Below are 19162 nucleotides of genomic sequence, written 5' to 3'. Positions count from 1 at the left end.
TCTCACGAGGCAGAAGAGCGCGGTTCTGACCGCGCTCTTCTTATTTGTGATCTTAGCGCATCATCGAACGGGCGCTTTGTGATGCTCTGTGATCAGCGATCGCCTGCATTCTGTTCAGCGCGATTTCGTCCAGCTGATAGCGATATATCGTCTTGCCTCCCGCGACTGCTTTAGCCTTGGTTTTGCCGGCAGCTAGCTGGTCCAACCCGACCAGCTTCAGGAGCTCGCGGAGCTGATCACACCCCCTGCTGTCGTCCATCCGCACCTCGACGCCTAGTTGGCCCTCAATGATCGGTTTCAGCTTAATCGCGCGCCGCATCATCGAGACTAGCGACAGCCGGTCGTAAGCGACATTGGCCAGGAATCTGCCGTCGGCATAGACGCCGGCAAGCGTGAGCAGCTCAGCCAGCAATGCGCCGGAAGATCGCCAGTCCGTGACAAATCGGAGCTTAAGCGCATACTCGCTACCCTGGTCAAGAATTCGTGCGTCACGCAAGCTCTGGTGGTCTGATAGCTGCTCGAACCGCATCACCTGTTGACGGAGGCGCCCTCGATTATCGTCGTCGATCATCTTGTCGGTGATCGGCTCGCGGTAGAAGCGCTCCATTCGATATCTGTCATATGCCGCGTGCTCACTCTCTGTGACGTCATCGCGAGCCTTGATCCGTTCGTCTATCTCCGTCGCTTGTTCCTCTGTTAGCCTCAGAGCCGCCTTGAGTTTTTCCCGATACTGCCGGTCGGCAAGACGCTTGCCGATCTCGTTCAGATCACGACCATATCCTGCCGCGGTCTGGTCACGGTCGATGAACTCGATCGCATGTCCGTGCTGCCGTTTCATCGCGAGGAAGTTGCGCTTAAGGTTGTTCTTCGACATGCGCTGCTGGGAGGTTGCCAGCACCGCCATATCGATAAACTCGTCGTTGGTGTGATATTCTGGCCTTAGGTTATCGTCGTAATCGCTGAGAACACTTTTGAAGAGCTGCTTCTGCTGGATCTCGCGTCGCACAACATCCGCAGACGTATCGAACGACGCTGTTCTCGGACTGATCCAAACCTTCACTTCGCCGGGGTGACGAACCCGCCAGAGCTGCTGATCCATGTCAAAGTGTGTCGTGATGCCCGTCTCGAAGATCCCGTACACAACATCGATCAGCTCGGCCTGCTCTGGAAAGGTAATGTCAACGCCAGTGCCGAGTGAAGGCGACGTCAGGATCACATCGTATTTCAAGGCCTCTGCTGGGGGATCAGCGACGAAAGCTTTCGCCTCATCGGCCTTGACGGTCTCCGAGGTGATGCGAATGCATCGGAGTTCGTCGGTTGCTTGCTCCATTAGGCCCTGATGCAACCGGTCGATCTGTCCCATTGAGTTCGATGTGACGAACACGCGTTTACCGTCGTTGACCATCTGCTTGAGGTCACCAATCAGGTGATCCTTTGACGCGAAGACCTGCAGCTTTGAACCGATCTTGCGTTCATTGAGATACAGTGAACTTGGCTTTCTCGTGCTATCGTCCATCCGTTGCGCGAGCTTGGTGATCGTTTCGAACGTGAGCCAGCCAAGGTCAGCATCAAGCGTGATAATGCGCTTTGCTCGACGGAGAAGCCGACAGAAGATCATGAAGATCGCGTTGCGCGAACTGTTATCGATGAGCGGAGACAAAAAATGAGAGAGAACCTGCTCCGACTCGTCAATTACGACCGTCTCAAACAAATTCTCGCGTGACTCAGACTTGTAAGTGCTGACCTGCTCAGTCCAGGTAAGTCGCTCGAGGCTGTCGAGGCAAACACCGAGCGCTTTGCTCGTCAGGGGGCCTTCGAAGTCGAGATAGCACTCGAGCCCAAGTCGACTGCAGGTCTGCCTGATAAGCGCTATCCGGTGTCCAATCAGCAGTGTCGACCCACGGTGTGTGCGGAGCCGCGAGTCGGGGGTGTCAGGCCCGTCATCGAGCAAGTCGAGCAGATCGTGACTCGAAGCTTCCTTTGCGGCTGTTCTCTGCTGCATAGCGCGCGCAAGCTCAGCGGTCTTTCCGGTGCCTTTGGGGCTTTTGATGAAGACAAGGCCTTCGGGAAGCTTTTCCGGTAGTTTCAGGAATTGGCCTTCGGTGCGATAGATGCGTGAGTGGGCCAAGCCGGGATGATGGATCACACCAGTCAGGAGTTTCTGGAACGGTCCAATATCCACATTGCCAGCGAAGTAGTGTTCGGCTTCCTTCACTCGTTCATCAAAGTCGGAGAAGTCGTCAAACTGTGTCGCAGAGGGCGGCCAGAACGATTGTCGGCACGTCATGCAATGGATTCCGTTCACACCGGCCTGCGAGGTGGTGACGAACGCGCTGGCGTTTCGATCGTAGTGAAACGGGCAGCAGATGCGCGTCTTCGGCTCCAGTTCGCGGAACAGCTGTGTCCGCCCGTCCTCAAGGGTGATGATTCGATCGGGGGAGATCCGCTGCTTCGAAACGGTGGTGGTCCGTCCGCTCTTGGGGCTTTCGCGTTGATCAGCTTCCAGTCCCTGCGCGATAAGCTCATCGAGGACGTCGGCAGTGATCGCTCTTTCAAAGACCTGCGGATTGGAGCCTCGGGAGCCATAGAACAGGCGGGCCGGATCGGTTGCCGATCGATCGCCGCCAAAGCGGAGAGCAAGGCTCCGCAGCGCGGCCCGCATCTCTTGCGGTGTCTCAATGGACCTCGGCAGCGCAAAGATGAGGCGAAAGCGGTGGCGACTCTCGCTGTGGCTTGGTGTGGTGTAGAGGATCGTCAGGTGTTGCTGGGCGAAGGGCAGCTTCTTCGCTTCGGAGATCGAAAGATCCTGGTCGATGTCCACGGACAGGATGTCTGACCTAACGAAATTTGCAGCGCTGCGGGTTCCCGAGAGCTGGCAGGCATAGGCATGGCCCTGATCGACTTCGTCGGCGAGCTCCCGGGGCGTCAGCTCGACGTTCTCCCAGCCCTGCTTGAACAGGCTCTCGTTGCCGGCCTCGTTCTTGTTGATGAGGGCACGATTCACCGATAGACGCAATTTTTGGTCGAGAACACTCGGCTGTGGCACGCAAGACTCGCAGTGGGGATAGCGCCCCGATTTTTATAGAATCCCAGAAAATCTGACCCTGTTATCCCCGGACTGGGGGCGCGGCGAAACCAGAGTGGAGAGCAAATGGCGCAACTTTTTGAGAATCAGCAATGGCGGGTGACGCACAGTGGGCTCGAGGCCAAATCAGACGTCCCGACGGTCTATATTCCGGCAGCGGAGCTGCTGCGGAAGCGCGTTGTCTCCGACGGCTGGTTGTACGAGTGGCCGCTTCACGTCGCCGAAAACTCTTGGGTCGATTTCCCTGCTTTTGCAGAAGCGTTCAAAGAGGCCCTGAGCCACCACCAGCTCGCATTCAACGAAGAACTGCTTCATCGCAGCATCGCCGAAGGTCAAAATCGCAAAACGGAACTCTGAGAAGCGGGGTTAATTGTCTACCTTATTATGAAATTCGGAAGGCCCGGCACGACCTGCACCTGCACGTCCACCGCGCGGGCCTCGATCCCCTCGAATGCGACCGTCGCGACATGCTGCATCAGGCAACCTCTGACATTCAATCAAAGGTAGCAGTGTATTTTAATGTCGACAAGAACGTTAGCGCTGCATGGTGCAGATCGTCGCGACCGACATCGATCCGCTTGCAGCAAATCATAAACTCGGCCATGCGAAGAACGACGATCATCGAGTGACGACGAAGTCCGGGCCCACGCCGCATGTCAGATTGCCCATCCAGGCAAACCGTTGTTTCCGACGACGCCGAACTGATAGCCGCCTTGCGGGCGCAGGTCGCCGTACAGCAGGCCGAACTCGAACACCAGGCGACCAGGCTCGCCCATAGCCAGAAGATTTTCGATCGCGCGTCGGCGGCTGCACGCATCGGCGTGTGGGAATGTGAATTGCCGAGTGAAGCGCTGACCTGGACCGACGTGGTCTATGACATTTTCGATCTGCCGCGGGGCTCCGCGCTGGACCGCGGCGCCACCTTCAGATGTTATCCCGAAGAGTCCGCCAGAGAGCTGACCAAGCGGCGCAGCAAGGCGATCGAAGATTGCACCGGCTTCACGCTCGATGCGGAAATCATCAGCTTCAAGGGCAACAGGCGCTGGATCAGGATCACGGCCACGGTGGAATCCGTTGACGGCGTGGCCGTTCGCATCTTCGGCATCAAGCAGGACATCACGGAAGAAAAGATTCTCTCCGACCGCACCCGCTATCTCGCCGAATTCGACGTTCTGACCGGTCTCGCCAATCGCAGCCAGTTTCAGACGAGGCTCTCGGCGCTCGATCTTTCGTCACCGCAGATAGCAAAGCCGTTCGGCGCGCTGTTGCTGATCGATCTCGATGAATTCAAGCCGGTCAACGACAGTCTCGGTCACGCTGCCGGCGATGAATGCCTGAAACAGGCCGCCGAGCGGATCCGCGATGTCTGCGCCGATGCCGATCTGGTCGCGCGTATTGGCGGCGACGAATTTGCTGTGCTGCTCGGCTCCGACGCCAGGCTCGCGGAAGCGTCCGATACGGCCCGCGCGATCATCGCCCAGCTCGGCTATCCCATGAAGTATCGCGGCCATCAGCTGAAGATCGGCGCGTCGGTGGGCATCGCACTCGCGGACAGTCACACGCCGTCAGTCCAGCTCAATGTGATGGCAGATGCGGCGCTCTATGCGGCCAAGAAAGCTGGCCGCAACACCTTCCGCATCCATAAGGCCGGCCTCTCCGCATTGACCAATGGTTCGCTTGCGAGCACGGATCGGTCGGGCGATGCGCATCCTGCGGCATCCTCTGCCGCAGGACTGTCGCCGGCGTTCCGGGCGCTTACAGGTTCATGATCATCGGCTCGGCGATATAGCGGAAGCCATCGCCAGCCTTCACCACATGACCATAGCCCGGCCAGGCGAAGTGATAGGACATCACAGCGGTCTTGTTCGCAGCCAGCATGTCCAGCATCTTGACCCGCGAAGCCGCTGCCATTTTCGGATCGGAATCGTAGGAGAATTCCATCCGTGGCTTCTCGAGCAGAAGCACCTGATGATGCGTGAGATCGCCGAGGAAGGCGAACGACTTCCCGGCCGAGGTGATCATGAACATGTGGTGGCCGAAGGTGTGGCCGGGCGCATGCATGGCGGTCACGCCGGGCAGGAATTCCTGATTGTCCTTGAAGAAGACCAGGCGATCCTTCACCGGCATCAGGTTCTTGCGCGCATGGACGATGAAATCCTTCAGCGGCGAGCCCATCTTGCCTTCGTCGGTCCAGAACTTGAAGTCTTCCTCGCTGATATAGACCTGCGCATTCGGGAAGAGAGGCTTGTCGTCGGCGCCGACGATGCCGCCGATATGATCGATATGCGCATGCGAGCAGACGATGGCATCGATCTGCTCGGGCTTGATGCCCGCCTCCGAGATGCTCTTCATCAACCGGCCGGTGGTGGGACCAAACAGCTTCGACGTACCCATGCCGGTGTCGAACATGATGAGCTTGTCGTTCATGTTGATGATCGGCACGTTCTGTTCGAGGATGACATTGCTGGGGGACAGGAAATTGTCCGTCAGCATTTTTTGCACGTCTTCCTTGGGCACGCCGACAAAGGTGCCGGAAGGATCGCCAAGCGGTAGCGGTCCATCGGAGACCACGGAGACTTCAGCGTCGCCAAAGGTAAAGCGATGGAAGTAGGGTGCCTGTGTGCCGAGCTTCGGCGCTTTCGCCGATGCACTGCCGATCAGGCCGGGAGCGATGAGGTTTGCGCCGAGCCCTGCGCCCAATCCGGCACCGAGAGCGAGCAGCGAACGTCGCGAGACGTTTGAAGTCATGCGTTCCTCCAACACTGTGCTTTTGTTAGCCGCCAAACAGCGGGCCGCTCGATTGAGTGAGCGTGCAGCATCATGCTGCGCCTGCCGATACGAACTGGCAAGCGAAAGCACGTGAGAGAAGCGCCGTAGAATTATTCAATCTGTTGCGATGCAATGCAGCGCAACGAAGCGCCGGCTACTTCCGCTTCGCCTCGATCACATCCCAAATCCGCGCCGCCACATCCGGCCCGCCAAGCTTAGAAATGGCGCGGATGCCCGTGGGTGACGTCACATTGATCTCGGTGAGATTGCCGTCGATCACGTCGATGCCGACAAACAGCAATCCGCGCTTGCGCAGCTCCGGGCCGACGCGTTCGCAGATCTCGCGCTCGCGCGGCGAAAGCTCGGTCGATTTCGCAGCCCCTCCCCGCACCATGTTGGAGCGCAGGTCGTCGTCCGCGGGCACGCGGTTCACGGCGCCGGCGAATTCGCCGTCCACCAGGATAATGCGCTTGTCGCCATGCTTCACCTCGGGAAGGAAGCGCTGGATCACCCATTGTTCCTTGAAGGTCACGGAGAACAGATCGTAGAGTGAGCCGAAATTCATGTCCTGCGGCAGCACGCGGAAGACGGCGGCGCCGCCATGGCCATGCAGCGGCTTCATCACCACCGCACCATGCTCCGCGCGAAAGGCGTTGATCTCGTCCTTGTCGCGCGAGATCAGCGTTGGCGGCATCAGGTCGTTGAAGCCCATCACGAAGATTTTTTCCGGCGCGTTGCGCACCGAGGCCGGATCGTTCACCACCAGCGTCTTCGGATGGATGCGCTCCAGCAGATGCGTCGAGGTGATGTAGGCAAGATCGAACGGCGGGTCCTGCCGCAGCAGCACCACATCAAAGCTCTCCATATTGACGCGCTCGGGCTCGCCCAATGTGAAGTAGTCGCCCTCGATATCGCGAACATCCAGCGGCTGCACCGGCGCCACCACGTCATTGCCGCGCAGCGAGAGCTTGTCCGGGGTGTAATAGGACAGCCGATGGCCGCGCTTCTGCGCTTCGAGCAGCATCGCGAAGGTGGAATCGCCCTTGTGATTGATGCGGGCGATGGGGTCCATCTGGACGGCGATGTTCAGGGTCATGAGATCATTCCGAAGTGAAGCGTCAGGAGGCGGCGTCGAATGCTGCTAACAGATGGCGTGGCAGATGTTTCGGCGCAATGAGAATGACGTCGAAGCGCATGTCGAAATCCGCATGTTCGGGATGTGCCATCAGCCAGCCCTGCGCGGCATTGCTGATGCGCACCTGCTGCTGCGGGGTGACGGCATAGGCGGCATCGTCGAGCGTCTCGCGCGCCTTCACCTCGACAAAGGCGATCAGGTTGCGCTTGCGCGCCACAATGTCGATCTCGCCATGGGGCGTGCGGAAGCGGCGGGCGAGGATGCGATAGCCTTTTGCGAGCAGCATGGCACTGGCGCGGCTTTCCGCGGACAGGCCGGTGGCAAAGGCGGCGACGCGCTGCGGCGATGGTGCCTTGCTGCGGCCGGGCGCCGAAACCTCCCTGGGCTTAACCATCGCCGGTTTCCCTCGCGAGTTCGAGCGCGCGGGCATAGACGGCGCGGCGCTGCCGGCCGGACAGCTCGACCGCATGCGCGACGGCATCCTTGACGCTGTCGCGCTGCAGCGATGCGCGCAGCAATGCGTCGAGATCGTCATCGGTCATCGCCTCAGCATCCGCTGCGGGCGGGCCGAGCACGACGACGAATTCACCACGGGTTTCCAGTTCATCGGCGGTCTTCGCCAGTTCAGCCACAGGGCCGCGCGAAATCTCTTCATGCAGCTTGGTGAGTTCGCGGCAGATCGCCACATCGCGCTGGCCCATGATGTCCGCGAGATCGCCGAGCATTTCCTGCACGCGATTGCCGGATTCGAACATCACGATCGTGGCATCGACGCGCGACAATTCCTCGATCCGGCTGCGGCGCGCCACCTGTTTGGAGGGCAGAAAGCCCTCGAAGAAAAAGCGGTTTGTCGGCAGCGCCGACACGGCGAGTGCGGTCAGCACCGAGGATGGCCCCGGCAGCGCGAACACATCGAAGCCGGCCGCCGTCACTTCGCGCACCAGCTTGAAGCCGGGATCGGAGATCAGCGGTGTGCCGGCATCCGACACCAGGGCGATCGATCCGCCTTCCGCAAGCTTGGCGAGAATTTTCGGCCGCGCGGCCTCGGCATTGTGCTCGTGATATTGCTTGAGATCGGCGGATATGCCGTAACGTTCCATCAGCCGGCGGCTGATCCGCGTATCCTCGCAGGCCACCACATCGGCTCCGGCGAGCACTTCCAGCGCGCGCAGCGTGATGTCGCCGAGATTGCCGATCGGCGTCGCCACCAGATGCAGGCCCGGCGCGGCTTTCGGCGCCGTCAGCACATGGCCGGACACCGTGAAGGTCCGCTTCGGGGCATTGGTTTCGGAAGACATCGGGTTCGCACGCATGGGGGCAATCTAGAGGGAATCACGCCAAAGAGGGACAGTCGTTTTTCGGCCGTCGTTCCCCGTTACCGGAGAGCGCGGCTGGCGGCGCCGCCAAATATAAACCTTTTGTTTCGGTTAACTAATCCCGAACAGTATGTCTGAATCCATCCTCCCGCTATACACTGGGAGGGCGCCGGCTTGCCGGCCGAGAAGAAGAGAAGCAATGGCCGATCCGTTCGATCCGAAAATGACATCTCCGGGCGCCACCCGGCGAACGGCGTTGGGCCTCCTGCTCGGAGCGCCCCTGCTGTCGGCCTGTTCTGGCATCCAGCAGACCCTGACCAATAATTACAGCACCGGCCCCGCCAACGAACAGCCGCCGGGCCCGGCCGGTCCGGCGCAGTCGCCGCAGGCGATCGGCTCCGGTGCCGTGAAGGTCGGTCTCATCCTGCCGCAATCGGCGTCGGGCAATGCCGGCCTCGCCGCGCAGTCGATGAAGAATGCGGCCGAGATGGCCTATTCCGAATTCCAGAACCCGAACATCCAGCTGCTGGTGAAGGATGATGCCGGCAGCGCTGCCGGCGCGCAGCAGGCGGCGCAACAGGCGTTGAACGAAGGCGCCGAGATCATCATCGGGCCCCTGTTCGCCGTGTCGGTGCCTGCGGTGGCGCAGCTCACGCGGGCGCGCAACATTCCGGTGATCGCCTTCTCGACGGATTCGAGCGTGGCGGGTCGCGGTGTCTATCTGCTCAGCTTCCTGCCTGAGTCCGACGTCAATCGCATCATCGATTACGCCTATGGCACCGGCAAGCGCTCCTTCGCGGCACTGCTGCCGCAAAATGCCTATGGCAATGTGGTCGAGGTCGCCTTCAAGCAGGCGGTGGCGCGCAAGGGTGGCCGGGTGGTTGCCTTCGAACGCTATGGCGCCGATCGGTCGACCGCCGCGAAGAACATTGCGGCCCAGCTCACGGGTGCTGATGCCTTGCTGCTTGCCGATGATGGCGAAGCGGTGGTGGCGACGGCCGATGCCCTGACCACGGCGGGCGCCAATCTCCGCAATGTTCAGCTGCTCGGCACCGGTTTGTGGGACAATCCACGCGTCTTCGGCAGTGCGTCGATGCAGGGCGGCCTCTATGCCGCTCCCGATCCCGCGGGTTTCCGCGCCTTTTCCGGCCGCTATCGCACCAAGTTCGGCAATGATCCCGTGCGCACGGCGACGCTCGCCTATGATGCTGTCGCCCTCGTCGCTGCGCTCGCGCGCACGCAAGGCGGTCAGCGTTTCACGCCGGAAGTGCTCACCAATCAGTCCGGCTTCGCCGGCATCGACGGCCTGTTCCGCTTCCGTCAGGACGGCGGCAATGACCGCGGACTCGCCGTGATGAAGGTGGCGTCGGGTGGCGGCCAGCCGGTGGCAGGCTCGCCGAAGAGTTTTGGGACTTAGCGTCAGGCGGCCAGGTCAGCGACGACAGCATCCAGCACCGGGAACCCTTCCTGCGTGACGCGCAGGCGGCCGTTCTCGATGACAATCGCGCCTTCTTCACAGAGATTCTGCACGCGCACCGGATCGAACGGCCGGCCAGACAGTGCCTCATAGCGCGCGGGATCGATGCCTTCGACCAACCGCAGTCCCATCAAGAGATATTCATCGGCGCGTTCTTCGCTGTTGAGGCTTTCATCCAGCGTGACGCCGTGACCGGTGGCCTCGACACGCATCAGCCAGGTCTCCGGACGCTTCTCGGTTGAGGTCGCATGACGGATGCCATCGATATCGATGCGGCCATGCGCGCCCGGCCCGATGCCGGCATATTCCTGACCGCGCCAATAAACGAGATTGTGTTTGCACTCGGCGCCGGGCCGCGCGTGATTGGAGATCTCGTAGGTCGGCAGACCTTGTTGCGCACAGACCTCCTGCGTCACATCGTAGAGCACGCGCGAGAGGCCTTCTTCCGGCGTCTTCAGTTTGCCCGCGGCATGCAGGCCGAAGAACGGCGTGCCTTCCTCGATTGTCAGCTGATACAGCGACAGATGTTCGGCGGCTTCGGAGATCGCAAGCTTCAACTCGCTGGTCCACATCTCCGGCGTCTGGTCCGGCCGTGCATAGATGAGATCGAAGGAGTAGCGATCGAATGCGCTGCGCGCGATGGCGACGGCATCGAGCGCTTCACGCGCTGAATGCAAACGGCCCAGCGATTTCAGCGAGGCGTCGTCGAGCGCCTGGACACCGAGCGAGACGCGATTGACGCCGGCAGCGCGATAACCATGGAACCGTGTTGCATCCACCGATGTCGGATTGGCTTCCATCGAAACTTCGACGGCGGAATCGACGTTCCAGTATTTTGCGATCGAATCGAGGATCGAGCCGACGGTCTGCGGCTGCATCAGCGACGGCGTGCCGCCGCCGAGAAAGATCGACGTTACCGTGCGGCCGGGAATCCGCGCTGCGGTGGTTTCGATCTCGCGCGCAAAGGCGCGGGCAAAACGTTCTTCATCGATCTGCTGATGCCGCACATGGCTGTTGAAGTCGCAATACGGGCACTTCGACAGGCAGAACGGCCAATGCACATAAACGCCGAAAGCGTCCTGCTGTGCGTTAGCGTTGCTCAAGGCAGATCTCCGCGAGCTTCACAAAGGCTTTTGCACGATGCGACAGGCCCTGGCCGAGCGGCGGCAGGCCGTGTTTTTCGACAGCAGTCATCTCGCCATAGGTGCGCTCATGGCCATCGGGGAGAAATGTCGGATCATAGCCAAAGCCGGCGGTGCCGCGCGGCGGCCAGACCAGCGTGCCATGGGCATGCGCTTCGACTTCCTCGAGATGGCCATCAGGCCATGCCACGCAAAGTGCCGACACGAAATGCGCGGTGCGCTTGTGCGGTGTGGTCGCACCGCGCTCCTGAAGCAGGCGCTCGATGCGCGTCATAGCCGCATTGAAGTCCTTGGATTCGCCGGCCCAGCGCGCCGAATAGATACCGGGTGCACCGTCGAGCGCATCGACGACTAGGCCGGAGTCATCAGCAAAAGCAGGGAGCTGCGCGACATTGGCCGCAGCGATCGCCTTGATCGCGGCATTGGCCTTGAAGGTGTCGCCGGTCTCGTCGGGCTCTGCGAGACCGAGTTCGCCGGCCGACACCGCCTCGATGCCATAGGGCGCCAGCAGGTCGCGCATCTCGGCGAGCTTGCCGGGATTGTGGGTAGCGATCACGAGCTTGCCGGTGATTCGACGATGTTGAGTCATGGAGTCTTATAGCCCAGAAACCGTCATTCCGGGGCGCGCATCGCGCGAACCCGGAATCTTGAAGTAGTGAGTCTCATCAGGAGATTCCGGGTTCGCGCCTTGCGCGCCCCGGAACGACGCGTGTGTGGCTTACGCCACCGCCATCTTCTGCAATTCGACCAGCTTGCCGACGCCCTGCTGTGCCAGCGCCATCAGCTTCATCAGCTCGTCCTGGGTGAACGGCTCCTTTTCCGCGGTTCCCTGGATCTCGATGATGCGGCCGTCGCCGGTCATGACGAAATTGGCGTCGGTATCCGCCTCGGAATCCTCGGCATAATCGAGATCGAGCACCGGGGTGCCCTGATAGATACCGCAGGAAATCGCAGCGATATTGGTGCGCAGCACCTTGTCCGCCACGTCCTTCTTGAACATGTTGCGGCTCTTCATCCAGGCGATGCAGTCGGCCAGCGCCACCCAGGCACCGGTGATCGAGGCGGTGCGGGTGCCGCCATCGGCCTGGATCACGTCGCAATCGATGGTGATCTGGCGCTCGCCAAGGGCTTCGAGGTCCACCGCGGCGCGCAGCGAGCGGCCGATCAGGCGCTGGATCTCGACCGTGCGGCCGCCCTGCTTGCCGGCGGCGGCCTCGCGGCGGGTGCGTTCCAGCGTGGCGCGCGGCAGCATGCCATATTCGGCGGTGACCCAGCCACGGCCCTGGCCCTTCAGCCATGGCGGCAGGCGCTCTTCCAGCGTCGCGGTGACCAGCACATGGGTGTCGCCGAACTTCACCATGCAGGAGCCTTCGGCGTATTTGACGACGCCGCGTTCCAGCGAGACAGCGCGCAATTCATCGGGCGCACGACGGCTTGGCCGCATGAGAAAAATCCTTCCAAATGGTCCGATAGAGTGTGTTTGCGCGCCTTTTAGGGGCGCGCGGCGGCAGCGGCAAGGGCGGCCCGGTTCCACCGTTGCGAAGGTGCTTGTATCCGGCGGCCCGCGACGACAGATTAGGCCCGACAAGGAGTGTCCGAGTGGCGCATCACGATCCGATTGGCCTGATTTCGCCGCGAGCCGGGCTTGCCCAGCTCAATGAGCGGTCGCGCGAGATTTTCCGGCAGATCGTCGAATCCTATCTGGCCACCGGCGAGCCGGTGGGCTCGCGCAACATTTCCCGCCTGATCACCGTGCCGCTGTCCCCGGCCTCGGTCCGCAATGTGATGTCGGATCTGGAGCAGCTCGGCCTGATCTATGCCCCGCACACCTCGGCCGGACGTTTGCCGACCGAACTCGGCTTGCGCTTCTTCGTCGATGCCCTGATGCAGGTCGGCGATCTCACCGAGCCGGAGCGGCAGTCAATCCAGCAGCAGCTCTCATCCGTCGGCCGTTCGCAATCGGTCGAGGCCGCCATCGGCGAGGCGTTGACGCATCTCTCCGGCCTGAGCCGCGCCGCTGCGGTGGTGCTGACCGCCAAATCGAATGCGCGGCTGAAACATATCGAATTCGTCCGCCTGGAGCCCGAAAAGGCACTGGTAGTGCTGGTTGCCGAAGACGGCCAGGTCGAGAACCGCGTGCTGACGCTGCAGCCGGGCGTGCCCTCGTCTGCGCTCACCGAGGCCTCGAATTTCCTCAATGCGCGCATCCGTGGCCGTACCTTGGCCGAGGCGCGGCTCGAACTCGAAACCACGCTGAAGCAGAATCAGGCCGAGCTTGATCAGCTCACGCAGAAGGTGATCGCGGCTGGTCTCGCGAGCTGGTCCGGCGGTAATGGCGATGATCGCCAGCTCATCGTGCGCGGACAGGCCAACCTGCTGGAAGACCTGCATGCGCTCGAGGACCTCGAACGCGTCCGCCTGCTGTTCGAGGATCTGGAGAGCAAGCGCGAGGTGGTCGATCTGCTCGGCCGCGCCGAAAGCGCGGAGGGCGTGCGGATCTTCATCGGCTCGGAGAACAAGCTGTTCTCGCTGTCCGGTTCCTCCACCATCATCGCGCCCTATAGCGACGGCGCCGGCCATATCGTCGGTGTTCTCGGCGTGATCGGGCCGACCCGGCTGAATTATGCCCGCGTGATCCCCATGGTGGATTACGCAGCCCGTATCGTCAGCCGCATGCTGGGCGGCTGAACGCGCATGACCTCGAAAAGAGGGGACCGGTTCTCGGGCAAGGTCATGCGCAGACAACCGAAAAGGCTTGGATTGGCTTGATTTTTCGGCTGCAAACCAACATATGCGGGGTCAGCAATCCCACCAATTTAGCGTGTTTCGAGAAGGCAGTGTCATGACTGAGTCCAACGGGCAGAACGATAACCACGACAAGACGGCAGAGGCCGCCGAGCCGGTGGTCTCGAAGCCTTATGTCATGCCCGATGATCCGGAACCGAATTCCGTCGAGGCGCTGCAGAAGGAAGTTGCGGACTCGCGGGATCGCATGCTGCGCACGCTGGCCGAGATGGAAAATCTCCGCAAGCGCACCCAGAAGGAAGTCGCCGATGCGCGGGTCTATGGCGTGTCGAAGTTTGCCGGTGATATCGTCGATATCGCCGACAATCTGCAGCGTGCGCTCGATGCCGTTCCGGCGGATGCGAAGGCATCGGCCGATCCCGGCCTCAAGGCGCTGATCGAGGGCGTCGAGCTCACCGAGCGCTCGCTGCTCAACGCGCTGGAGAAGCATGGCGTGAAGAAGGTCGATCCGACCGGCGAGAAGTTCGATCCGAACTTCCATCAGGCCATGTACGAAGTGCCGGATGCGTCGGTGTCGTCGGGCACCGTGGTTCAGGTTGTGCAGGCCGGCTACACCATCGGCGAACGCGTGCTGCGTCCGGCGCTGGTCGGCGTGTCGAAAGGTGGCGCGAAGGTCGCGCCGGTTTCGGAATAATACTCAATCTGTCATCGCCCGGCTCGACCGGGCGATCCAGTAAACACAGTCCTTACAGTGTCTACTAGGTCACCCGATCAAGTCGGGTGACGACAGTGAGAGTTTAGCTAGCTGAGCCCACCTGCCCGGCTTCCCAGCCGATCATCGCCTGTTTCCGCGTGATGCCCCAGTGATAGCCCGTGATCGCGCCGGATTTGCCCATGGCGCGGTGGCACGGCACCACGAAGGAGATCGGATTGCGCCCGATCGCGCCGCCGACGGCACGCGAGGCTTTCGGCTTCTCGATCTTGCAGGCGATGTCCGAATAGCTGACGGCGCGGCCCATCGGAATCTTGAGCAGCGTTTCCCAGACACGCACTTCGAAATCCGTGCCGATCAGCACCACGCGCAGCGGCTGGTCCGGTCGCCAGAGTTTCGTATCGAAGATGCGCCGTGCGAGCGGCGCCGTCGCTTCCATGTCCTCGATCAGCGTGGCCGCCGGCCAACGGCGGGCCATGTCGGCAAAGCCGGTTTGCTCCTCACCTGGATCGGAAAAAGCCAGCCCCGCCAGCCCGCGATCGCTGGCGATCACGATGGCGGTGCCGAAAGGCGAAGGATGAAAACCGTAGCGCAGCTCCATGCCGGCGCCGCCGGTCTTCCATTCGCCCGGCGACATCGCTTCGTGCGTGACGAACAGGTCGTGCAGCCGGCCCGGACCTGAAAGTCCTGAGTCGAGTGCGGCATCCAGCACGCTGGCGGAATCGCGCAGCAGCATTTTGGCGTGGTCCAGCGTCAGCGCCTGCATGAAGGCCTTTGGCGTGAGGCCGGCCCAGCGGCGGAACAGGTGATGCAGCTCGTCGGGCGTCACGCTGGCCGCATCGGCGACATCCTCGATGCTCGGCTGGTCCTTCCACTGGCCATGCATGAAGCCGATAGCGCGGCGGACACTGTCGTAATCGCGCAGGGCCGCATCTCGCAGGCCCGGCTTGATGGGGCGATGGTCATTCATCGCAATGTCTCGTGCAAGATTCATCATGCTGCCGATCTAGGCCCGGCAGCCCCGGTAAACCACCCGATTCCAGATCAGCCATCATGTCACCGGATTATAGGTCGGGCCGCGCCTGGCATCCTGCAGCGCTTCGAGCAAGGCACTGAGGAAGCTCGCTTTTTCCTCCGCGCCGAGGAACCGGGCAATCGACACCCGGCGGCCGCGCGAGACCAGGAATAGCTGCTCGATGCCGAATTCGGCATGCTCGACCCGATCCACTTGCACCCAGAGCGGATTGAACGCCCATTCGACCACGTCGCCGCGCGGGCTGACGCGCCGGACACGGATTTCCGAAGCCGTGACGGTGATCTCCTCCGTGGCCTTGGCGTGGCGGTCGTAGATCTTGAATGCGGCGTAAATGGCCAGCACGTCGAGGCCGAAAAAGCCGAACACCGGCCAGGCGCCCATCCAGAGAAACACCATGCCGGCGCCGAACGAGATGACGCTGAAGCAGGCCATCAGCACGAGAAAGCCCTTGCGGCTCAGCGCGCGATGCGGACGCAGCAACGCGGTGAACAGCTTGGGCTCGCCAGCATCTTCAAAGTCGTTGCCCTGTGTCATCGCTGCCCACTATATCCCCCTGATGCCGAAAATCACCCGCCAGCCAACTGCCCGCGCGAAGACCTCCGTTGCAAAAGCCGCCGTGGCGAAAAAGGCGCCGGCCAAGGCCAAAGTGGTCAAGAAGGCGGTCAAACCGAAGACCACAAAACTGAAGCGTTGGACCGCGGCCGAGGTGCATGAGGCCTTCTCGCGCTTCCAGAAGGCCAATCCCGAGCCCAAGGGTGAGCTCGAACATCTCAATCCCTATACGCTGCTGGTGGCTGTGGTGCTGTCCGCGCAGGCCACCGATGCCGGCGTCAACAAGGCGACGCGGGCGCTGTTCCCCATCGCCGATACGCCGCAGAAGATGCTCGATCTCGGCGAGGAGACGGTCCGCGAATATATCAAGACCATCGGCCTCTATCGCACCAAGGCGAAGAACGTCATCGCGCTGTCGGAAAAACTAATCCGCGATTTCGGCGGGGTGGTGCCGCGCACCCGCACCGAGCTCGAATCGCTGCCGGGTGCCGGGCGCAAGACCGCCAATGTCGTACTGAATATGGCTTTTGGCGAACACACGATGGCGGTGGACACCCACGTGTTCCGTGTCGGCAATCGCACCAATCTCGCGCCGGGCAAGACGGTGCTCGATGTCGAGCTCGAACTCGAGCGCGTGATTCCGGACGAGTTCATGCTGCATGCGCATCACTGGCTGATCCTGCACGGCCGCTACACCTGCCTTGCGCGCAAGCCGCGCTGTGAGGTGTGTTTGATCAGCGATCTGTGCCGGTGGCCGGAAAAGACGGTCGTCTAATCTCGTCATTGCGAGCGCAGCGAAGCAATCCAGAAGCCAAGAAAAGAAAGTCTGGATTGCTTCGTCGCCGCGCTCCTCGCAATGACGGAGACGAGCAATGGAACTCGCCCTCGCCTGATTTCGGCCCATTTTCATCACATTGCCGACCACAAATGTGAGGGATTGGGAGACATTGATGCTCAAGGCAATTCTGCTGCTGGTGGCTTCGCTCGTTGTGATCGAACCGACCATCACCCCCGCTTACGCCGATTTCGACAGCGACAAGCGCACCTGCGTGAAGCCCGGCATGGATTTCGACGAGGAGATCCGCGCCTGCGATCGGCAGCTCGCCTCCGGCCGCTACAGCGGCGTCAACCGCGCCATCGTCTATCGCAACCGCGGCATCAAGCTGATGAATCGCTGGGCCAACACGGCGCAGCCCGCGGATATCGCGTCTGCCCTCGCCGATTTCACCCGCGCGCTGGAGATGAATCCGCGTTACGCCGACGCCTATGTCAGCCGTGGCAAGGCCCATGGCGCCAAGGGCGACAGCGATCTCGCGCTGGCCGATCTCAACGAAGCCATCCGCATCGATCCGAAATCCGCTGAGGCCTATGTCAGCCGCGGCATCGTGTTGCGCAGCAGGAACGAGCTGGATCGCGCGATCGCCGACTACAACGAGGCGCTGCGCGTCGATCCCCGCAATACGATGGCGCTCAACAATCGCGGCATTACCTGGCGTGCCAAGAAGGATGACGACCGGGCGATCGCCGATTACAGCGAGGCCATCCGCGTCGATCCGCGCTATGCATTCGCCTATAACAACCGCGCGCTGATCTATCGTGCAAAAGGCGATAGCGATCGCGCGCTTGCGGATCTCAGCGAAGCGGTTCGGATCGATTCAAACTACGGACAAGCGTTCCAAAACCGCGGCGATCTCTATCGCAGCAAGGGCGAGTTCGACCGCGCCATCGCCGATTTCAGCGACGCAATCCGCGCCAATCCGCGTTCGGCGACCGCCTATATCGATCGCGGTAATGCCTATCGCGAGAAAGGCGAGCATGACCGGGCCATCGCGGATTTCTCCGAGGCCATCCGGATCGATCCGAAGAACGGCCCCGCCTTTCGCAATCGCGGTTTCGCCTACAGCCAGAAAGGCGATCCCGGCCGCGCCCTTGTCGAATATAACGAGGCGCTGCGTCTCGATGCCAATGACGTCGTCGCCTACAACAATCGCGGCACGATCTTTCTCGGTCGCAATCTGATCGAACGGGCCATCGGCGAATTCGATGAATCGATCCGGCGCGATCCGCAATTTCCTCTCGCTTTCACCAATCGCGGTCTCGCATGGGAGAAGGCTGGCGATATCGCGGCGGCACGCGCGGACTACAACAAGGCACTTTCGCTGCCGGAAAAGCTCGGCAGCGGCAAATGGCCTTATGAGAAGGCGCGCGAACGGCTCGCGGCTCTGCAAGGCGTGAGCGCCTCCACCGCGAAGCCTGCCATGCCGCCTCCGGCGCCCGCCCCGAAGCCCGCGGATATCGCGATCCCTTCGATCAGTGCGCCGGCGGTTGTCGCCGCCCCGCCTCCGCCGCCGAAGCCGCCCGTGGCCGCGGCGGCGCTCACCCCGGCGCCGATCACGACGGGTGATCGACGGATCGCGCTGGTGATCGGCAACTCCGCCTATACGACTGTCTCGGCGCTCACCAATCCCCGGCGCGATGCCGCGCTGGTGGCCGATACGCTGAAGAAGACCGGCTTCTCGACCGTCACCGTGCTCACCGATCTGCGCAAGGATGCGCTGATGACGGCGCTGCGCGAATTCGCGGCGCAGGCGGAAGCGGCCGATTGGGCGGTGGTCTATTATGCCGGCCACGGCATGGAGGTCGGCGGCGTCAATTACCTGATCCCGGTGGATGCGCGCATTGCGGTCGATCGCGACATCGAATTCGAGGCGGTGCCGCTCGGCCAGATCCTCAACGCCGCCGAGCGCGCCAGGAAACTCCGTCTCGTCATCCTCGATGCCTGCCGCAACAATCCGTTCGCCAACAAGATGAAACGGACTCTCGAAGTGGCCTCGCGCTCCACAGCGCAGGGACTGGCGGCTGTCGAGCCGGAAGCCGGCACCATGGTGGTCTATGCGGCCAAGGATGGCGAGGTCGCGCTCGATGGCGCCGGCGCCAACAGCCCGTTCGCAACGGCCCTGGTGAAGAACCTGCCGACGCCCGGTCTCGAGGTGCGGCGGCTGTTCGACTATGTGCGCGACGATGTGATGGATCTGACGAAACGCAAGCAGAAACCGTTCAGCTACGGCTCGATCTCGGGGCGGCAGGATTTCTACTTTGTGGCGGCGAAGCAGTAAGTCCTCCGACCCCTCATGGTGAGGAGGCGCGACTTGTCCGCCGTAGCTCGAAGAGCGAAGGCGGAAGCGCCGTCTCG

At 61.8% G+C, this 19162-nt stretch carries 17 protein-coding genes and 1 pseudogene; 7 read left to right on the top strand and 11 right to left on the bottom strand.

All coding sequences use genetic code 11. The features are described from left to right. Nucleotides 1-52: 52 nt before the first annotated feature. A complete protein-coding gene (locus ACIQ17_RS01025; RefSeq protein WP_398464438.1) occupies nt 53-3046 on the bottom strand; it encodes a plasmid replication protein, CyRepA1 family in 2994 nt (997 codons plus the stop codon). A gap of 105 nt (nt 3047-3151) precedes the next feature. Here ACIQ17_RS01025 and ACIQ17_RS01020 point away from each other — a divergent pair, with 105 nt between their 5' ends. Next, nucleotides 3152-3442, top strand: a complete 291-nt coding sequence (locus ACIQ17_RS01020) for a hypothetical protein (RefSeq protein WP_398464436.1) — start codon at nt 3152-3154, stop codon at nt 3440-3442. A 23-nt stretch (nt 3443-3465) separates the two neighbouring features. Here the strand turns inward: ACIQ17_RS01020 and ACIQ17_RS01015 are convergent. Further along, a pseudogene (locus ACIQ17_RS01015) lies at nt 3466-3564 on the bottom strand (ATP-binding protein); the annotation flags it as partial. A 234-nt stretch (nt 3565-3798) separates the two neighbouring features. Here ACIQ17_RS01015 and ACIQ17_RS01010 point away from each other — a divergent pair. After that, complete coding sequence (locus ACIQ17_RS01010; protein WP_398464434.1) at nt 3799-4854, top strand: diguanylate cyclase domain-containing protein; 1056 nt, start codon at nt 3799-3801, stop codon at nt 4852-4854. Here the strand turns inward: ACIQ17_RS01010 and ACIQ17_RS01005 are convergent. The 4 genes from ACIQ17_RS01005 to rsmI form a co-directional block, all read right to left on the bottom strand. After that, complete coding sequence (locus ACIQ17_RS01005) at nt 4841-5833, bottom strand: MBL fold metallo-hydrolase (RefSeq protein WP_398464431.1); 993 nt, start codon at nt 5831-5833, stop codon at nt 4841-4843. The genes ACIQ17_RS01010 and ACIQ17_RS01005 overlap by 14 nt on opposite strands. 175 nt (nt 5834-6008) lie before the next feature. After that, nucleotides 6009-6950 carry a glutathione synthase gene (gene gshB, locus ACIQ17_RS01000; RefSeq protein ID WP_398464429.1) on the bottom strand — a complete coding sequence of 314 codons (942 nt, stop codon included), beginning with the start codon at nt 6948-6950 and terminating at the stop codon, nt 6009-6011. A 22-nt stretch (nt 6951-6972) separates the two neighbouring features. Then, the gene (locus ACIQ17_RS00995; protein WP_398464427.1) at nt 6973-7383 is read right to left on the bottom strand and encodes a YraN family protein; all 411 of its coding nucleotides are present in this window, start codon (nt 7381-7383) and stop codon (nt 6973-6975) included. Continuing rightward, on the bottom strand, nt 7376-8302 hold the full coding sequence (rsmI, locus tag ACIQ17_RS00990; RefSeq protein WP_398464425.1) for a 16S rRNA (cytidine(1402)-2'-O)-methyltransferase: 927 nt from the start codon (nt 8300-8302) through the stop codon (nt 7376-7378). The genes ACIQ17_RS00995 and rsmI overlap by 8 nt, the downstream gene beginning before the upstream one ends. A gap of 202 nt (nt 8303-8504) precedes the next feature. Here rsmI and ACIQ17_RS00985 point away from each other — a divergent pair, with 202 nt between their 5' ends. Continuing rightward, entirely contained in the window at nt 8505-9722 is a 1218-nt protein-coding gene (locus ACIQ17_RS00985) for a penicillin-binding protein activator (RefSeq protein ID WP_398464423.1), read from the top strand. 2 nt (nt 9723-9724) lie between these two features. Here the strand turns inward: ACIQ17_RS00985 and hemW are convergent, their stop codons facing one another. The 3 genes from hemW to rph form a co-directional block, all read right to left on the bottom strand. Further along, nucleotides 9725-10885, bottom strand: coding sequence for a radical SAM family heme chaperone HemW (hemW, locus tag ACIQ17_RS00980; protein WP_398464421.1), 1161 nt, complete (start codon nt 10883-10885; stop codon nt 9725-9727). Further along, nucleotides 10872-11513 (bottom strand): RdgB/HAM1 family non-canonical purine NTP pyrophosphatase, encoded by a 642-nt coding sequence (rdgB, locus tag ACIQ17_RS00975; RefSeq protein WP_398464419.1) that lies wholly within the window; start codon nt 11511-11513, stop codon nt 10872-10874. Before rdgB ends, hemW begins: the two co-directional genes overlap by 14 nt. 129 nt (nt 11514-11642) lie before the next feature. Next, nucleotides 11643-12368, bottom strand: a complete 726-nt coding sequence (gene rph, locus ACIQ17_RS00970; protein WP_398464416.1) for a ribonuclease PH — start codon at nt 12366-12368, stop codon at nt 11643-11645. A 155-nt stretch (nt 12369-12523) separates the two neighbouring features. Between rph and hrcA the strand changes: the two genes are divergently transcribed. Both hrcA and grpE read left to right on the top strand, forming a co-directional pair. Further along, complete coding sequence (gene hrcA, locus ACIQ17_RS00965; protein WP_398464414.1) at nt 12524-13612, top strand: heat-inducible transcriptional repressor HrcA; 1089 nt, start codon at nt 12524-12526, stop codon at nt 13610-13612. Between the two features lie 154 nt (nt 13613-13766). Further along, complete coding sequence (gene grpE, locus ACIQ17_RS00960) at nt 13767-14363, top strand: nucleotide exchange factor GrpE (RefSeq protein ID WP_398464412.1); 597 nt, start codon at nt 13767-13769, stop codon at nt 14361-14363. A gap of 103 nt (nt 14364-14466) precedes the next feature. Here grpE and ACIQ17_RS00955 read toward each other — a convergent pair whose 3' ends face one another. Together ACIQ17_RS00955 and ACIQ17_RS00950 are read right to left on the bottom strand one after the other, a co-directional pair. Next, the gene (locus ACIQ17_RS00955; RefSeq protein ID WP_398464410.1) at nt 14467-15351 is read right to left on the bottom strand and encodes a methylated-DNA--[protein]-cysteine S-methyltransferase; all 885 of its coding nucleotides are present in this window, start codon (nt 15349-15351) and stop codon (nt 14467-14469) included. Nucleotides 15352-15432: 81 nt separating this feature from the next. Next, on the bottom strand, nt 15433-15951 hold the full coding sequence (locus ACIQ17_RS00950) for a DUF2244 domain-containing protein (RefSeq protein ID WP_398464408.1): 519 nt from the start codon (nt 15949-15951) through the stop codon (nt 15433-15435). Between the two features lie 22 nt (nt 15952-15973). Here ACIQ17_RS00950 and nth point away from each other — a divergent pair, with 22 nt between their 5' ends. Together nth and ACIQ17_RS00940 are read left to right on the top strand one after the other, a co-directional pair. Then, entirely contained in the window at nt 15974-16744 is a 771-nt protein-coding gene (gene nth / locus ACIQ17_RS00945) for an endonuclease III (RefSeq protein WP_398464406.1), read from the top strand. Nucleotides 16745-16919: 175 nt separating this feature from the next. Then, nucleotides 16920-19085 (top strand): tetratricopeptide repeat protein, encoded by a 2166-nt coding sequence (locus tag ACIQ17_RS00940; protein WP_398464404.1) that lies wholly within the window; start codon nt 16920-16922, stop codon nt 19083-19085. Nucleotides 19086-19162 lie beyond the last annotated feature (77 nt).

Origin of the sequence: Tardiphaga sp. (assembly GCF_044340795.1) — a bacterium.
Classification (GTDB): domain Bacteria; phylum Pseudomonadota; class Alphaproteobacteria; order Rhizobiales; family Xanthobacteraceae; genus Tardiphaga.
Note: the sequence above shows the minus strand (reverse complement) of the source record. Positions and strands in the feature narration are given on the sequence as shown.

What these genes read in the sequence shown, in the direction of transcription:
- ACIQ17_RS01020 (WP_398464436.1), top strand. Translation starts at nt 3,152, where the DNA reads ATGGCGCAACTTTTTGAGAATCAGCAATGGCGGGTGACGCACAGTGGG.
- ACIQ17_RS01005 (WP_398464431.1), bottom strand. Translation starts at nt 5,833, where the DNA reads ATGACTTCAAACGTCTCGCGACGTTCGCTGCTCGCTCTCGGTGCCGGA.
- gshB (WP_398464429.1), bottom strand. Translation starts at nt 6,950, where the DNA reads ATGACCCTGAACATCGCCGTCCAGATGGACCCCATCGCCCGCATCAAT.
- ACIQ17_RS00995 (WP_398464427.1), bottom strand. Translation starts at nt 7,383, where the DNA reads ATGGTTAAGCCCAGGGAGGTTTCGGCGCCCGGCCGCAGCAAGGCACCA.
- rsmI (WP_398464425.1), bottom strand. Translation starts at nt 8,302, where the DNA reads ATGCGTGCGAACCCGATGTCTTCCGAAACCAATGCCCCGAAGCGGACC.
- ACIQ17_RS00985 (WP_398464423.1), top strand. Translation starts at nt 8,505, where the DNA reads ATGGCCGATCCGTTCGATCCGAAAATGACATCTCCGGGCGCCACCCGG.
- rdgB (WP_398464419.1), bottom strand. Translation starts at nt 11,513, where the DNA reads ATGACTCAACATCGTCGAATCACCGGCAAGCTCGTGATCGCTACCCAC.
- rph (WP_398464416.1), bottom strand. Translation starts at nt 12,368, where the DNA reads ATGCGGCCAAGCCGTCGTGCGCCCGATGAATTGCGCGCTGTCTCGCTG.
- grpE (WP_398464412.1), top strand. Translation starts at nt 13,767, where the DNA reads ATGACTGAGTCCAACGGGCAGAACGATAACCACGACAAGACGGCAGAG.
- ACIQ17_RS00955 (WP_398464410.1), bottom strand. Translation starts at nt 15,351, where the DNA reads ATGAATGACCATCGCCCCATCAAGCCGGGCCTGCGAGATGCGGCCCTG.
- ACIQ17_RS00950 (WP_398464408.1), bottom strand. Translation starts at nt 15,951, where the DNA reads ATGACACAGGGCAACGACTTTGAAGATGCTGGCGAGCCCAAGCTGTTC.
- nth (WP_398464406.1), top strand. Translation starts at nt 15,974, where the DNA reads ATGCCGAAAATCACCCGCCAGCCAACTGCCCGCGCGAAGACCTCCGTT.
- ACIQ17_RS00940 (WP_398464404.1), top strand. Translation starts at nt 16,920, where the DNA reads ATGCTCAAGGCAATTCTGCTGCTGGTGGCTTCGCTCGTTGTGATCGAA.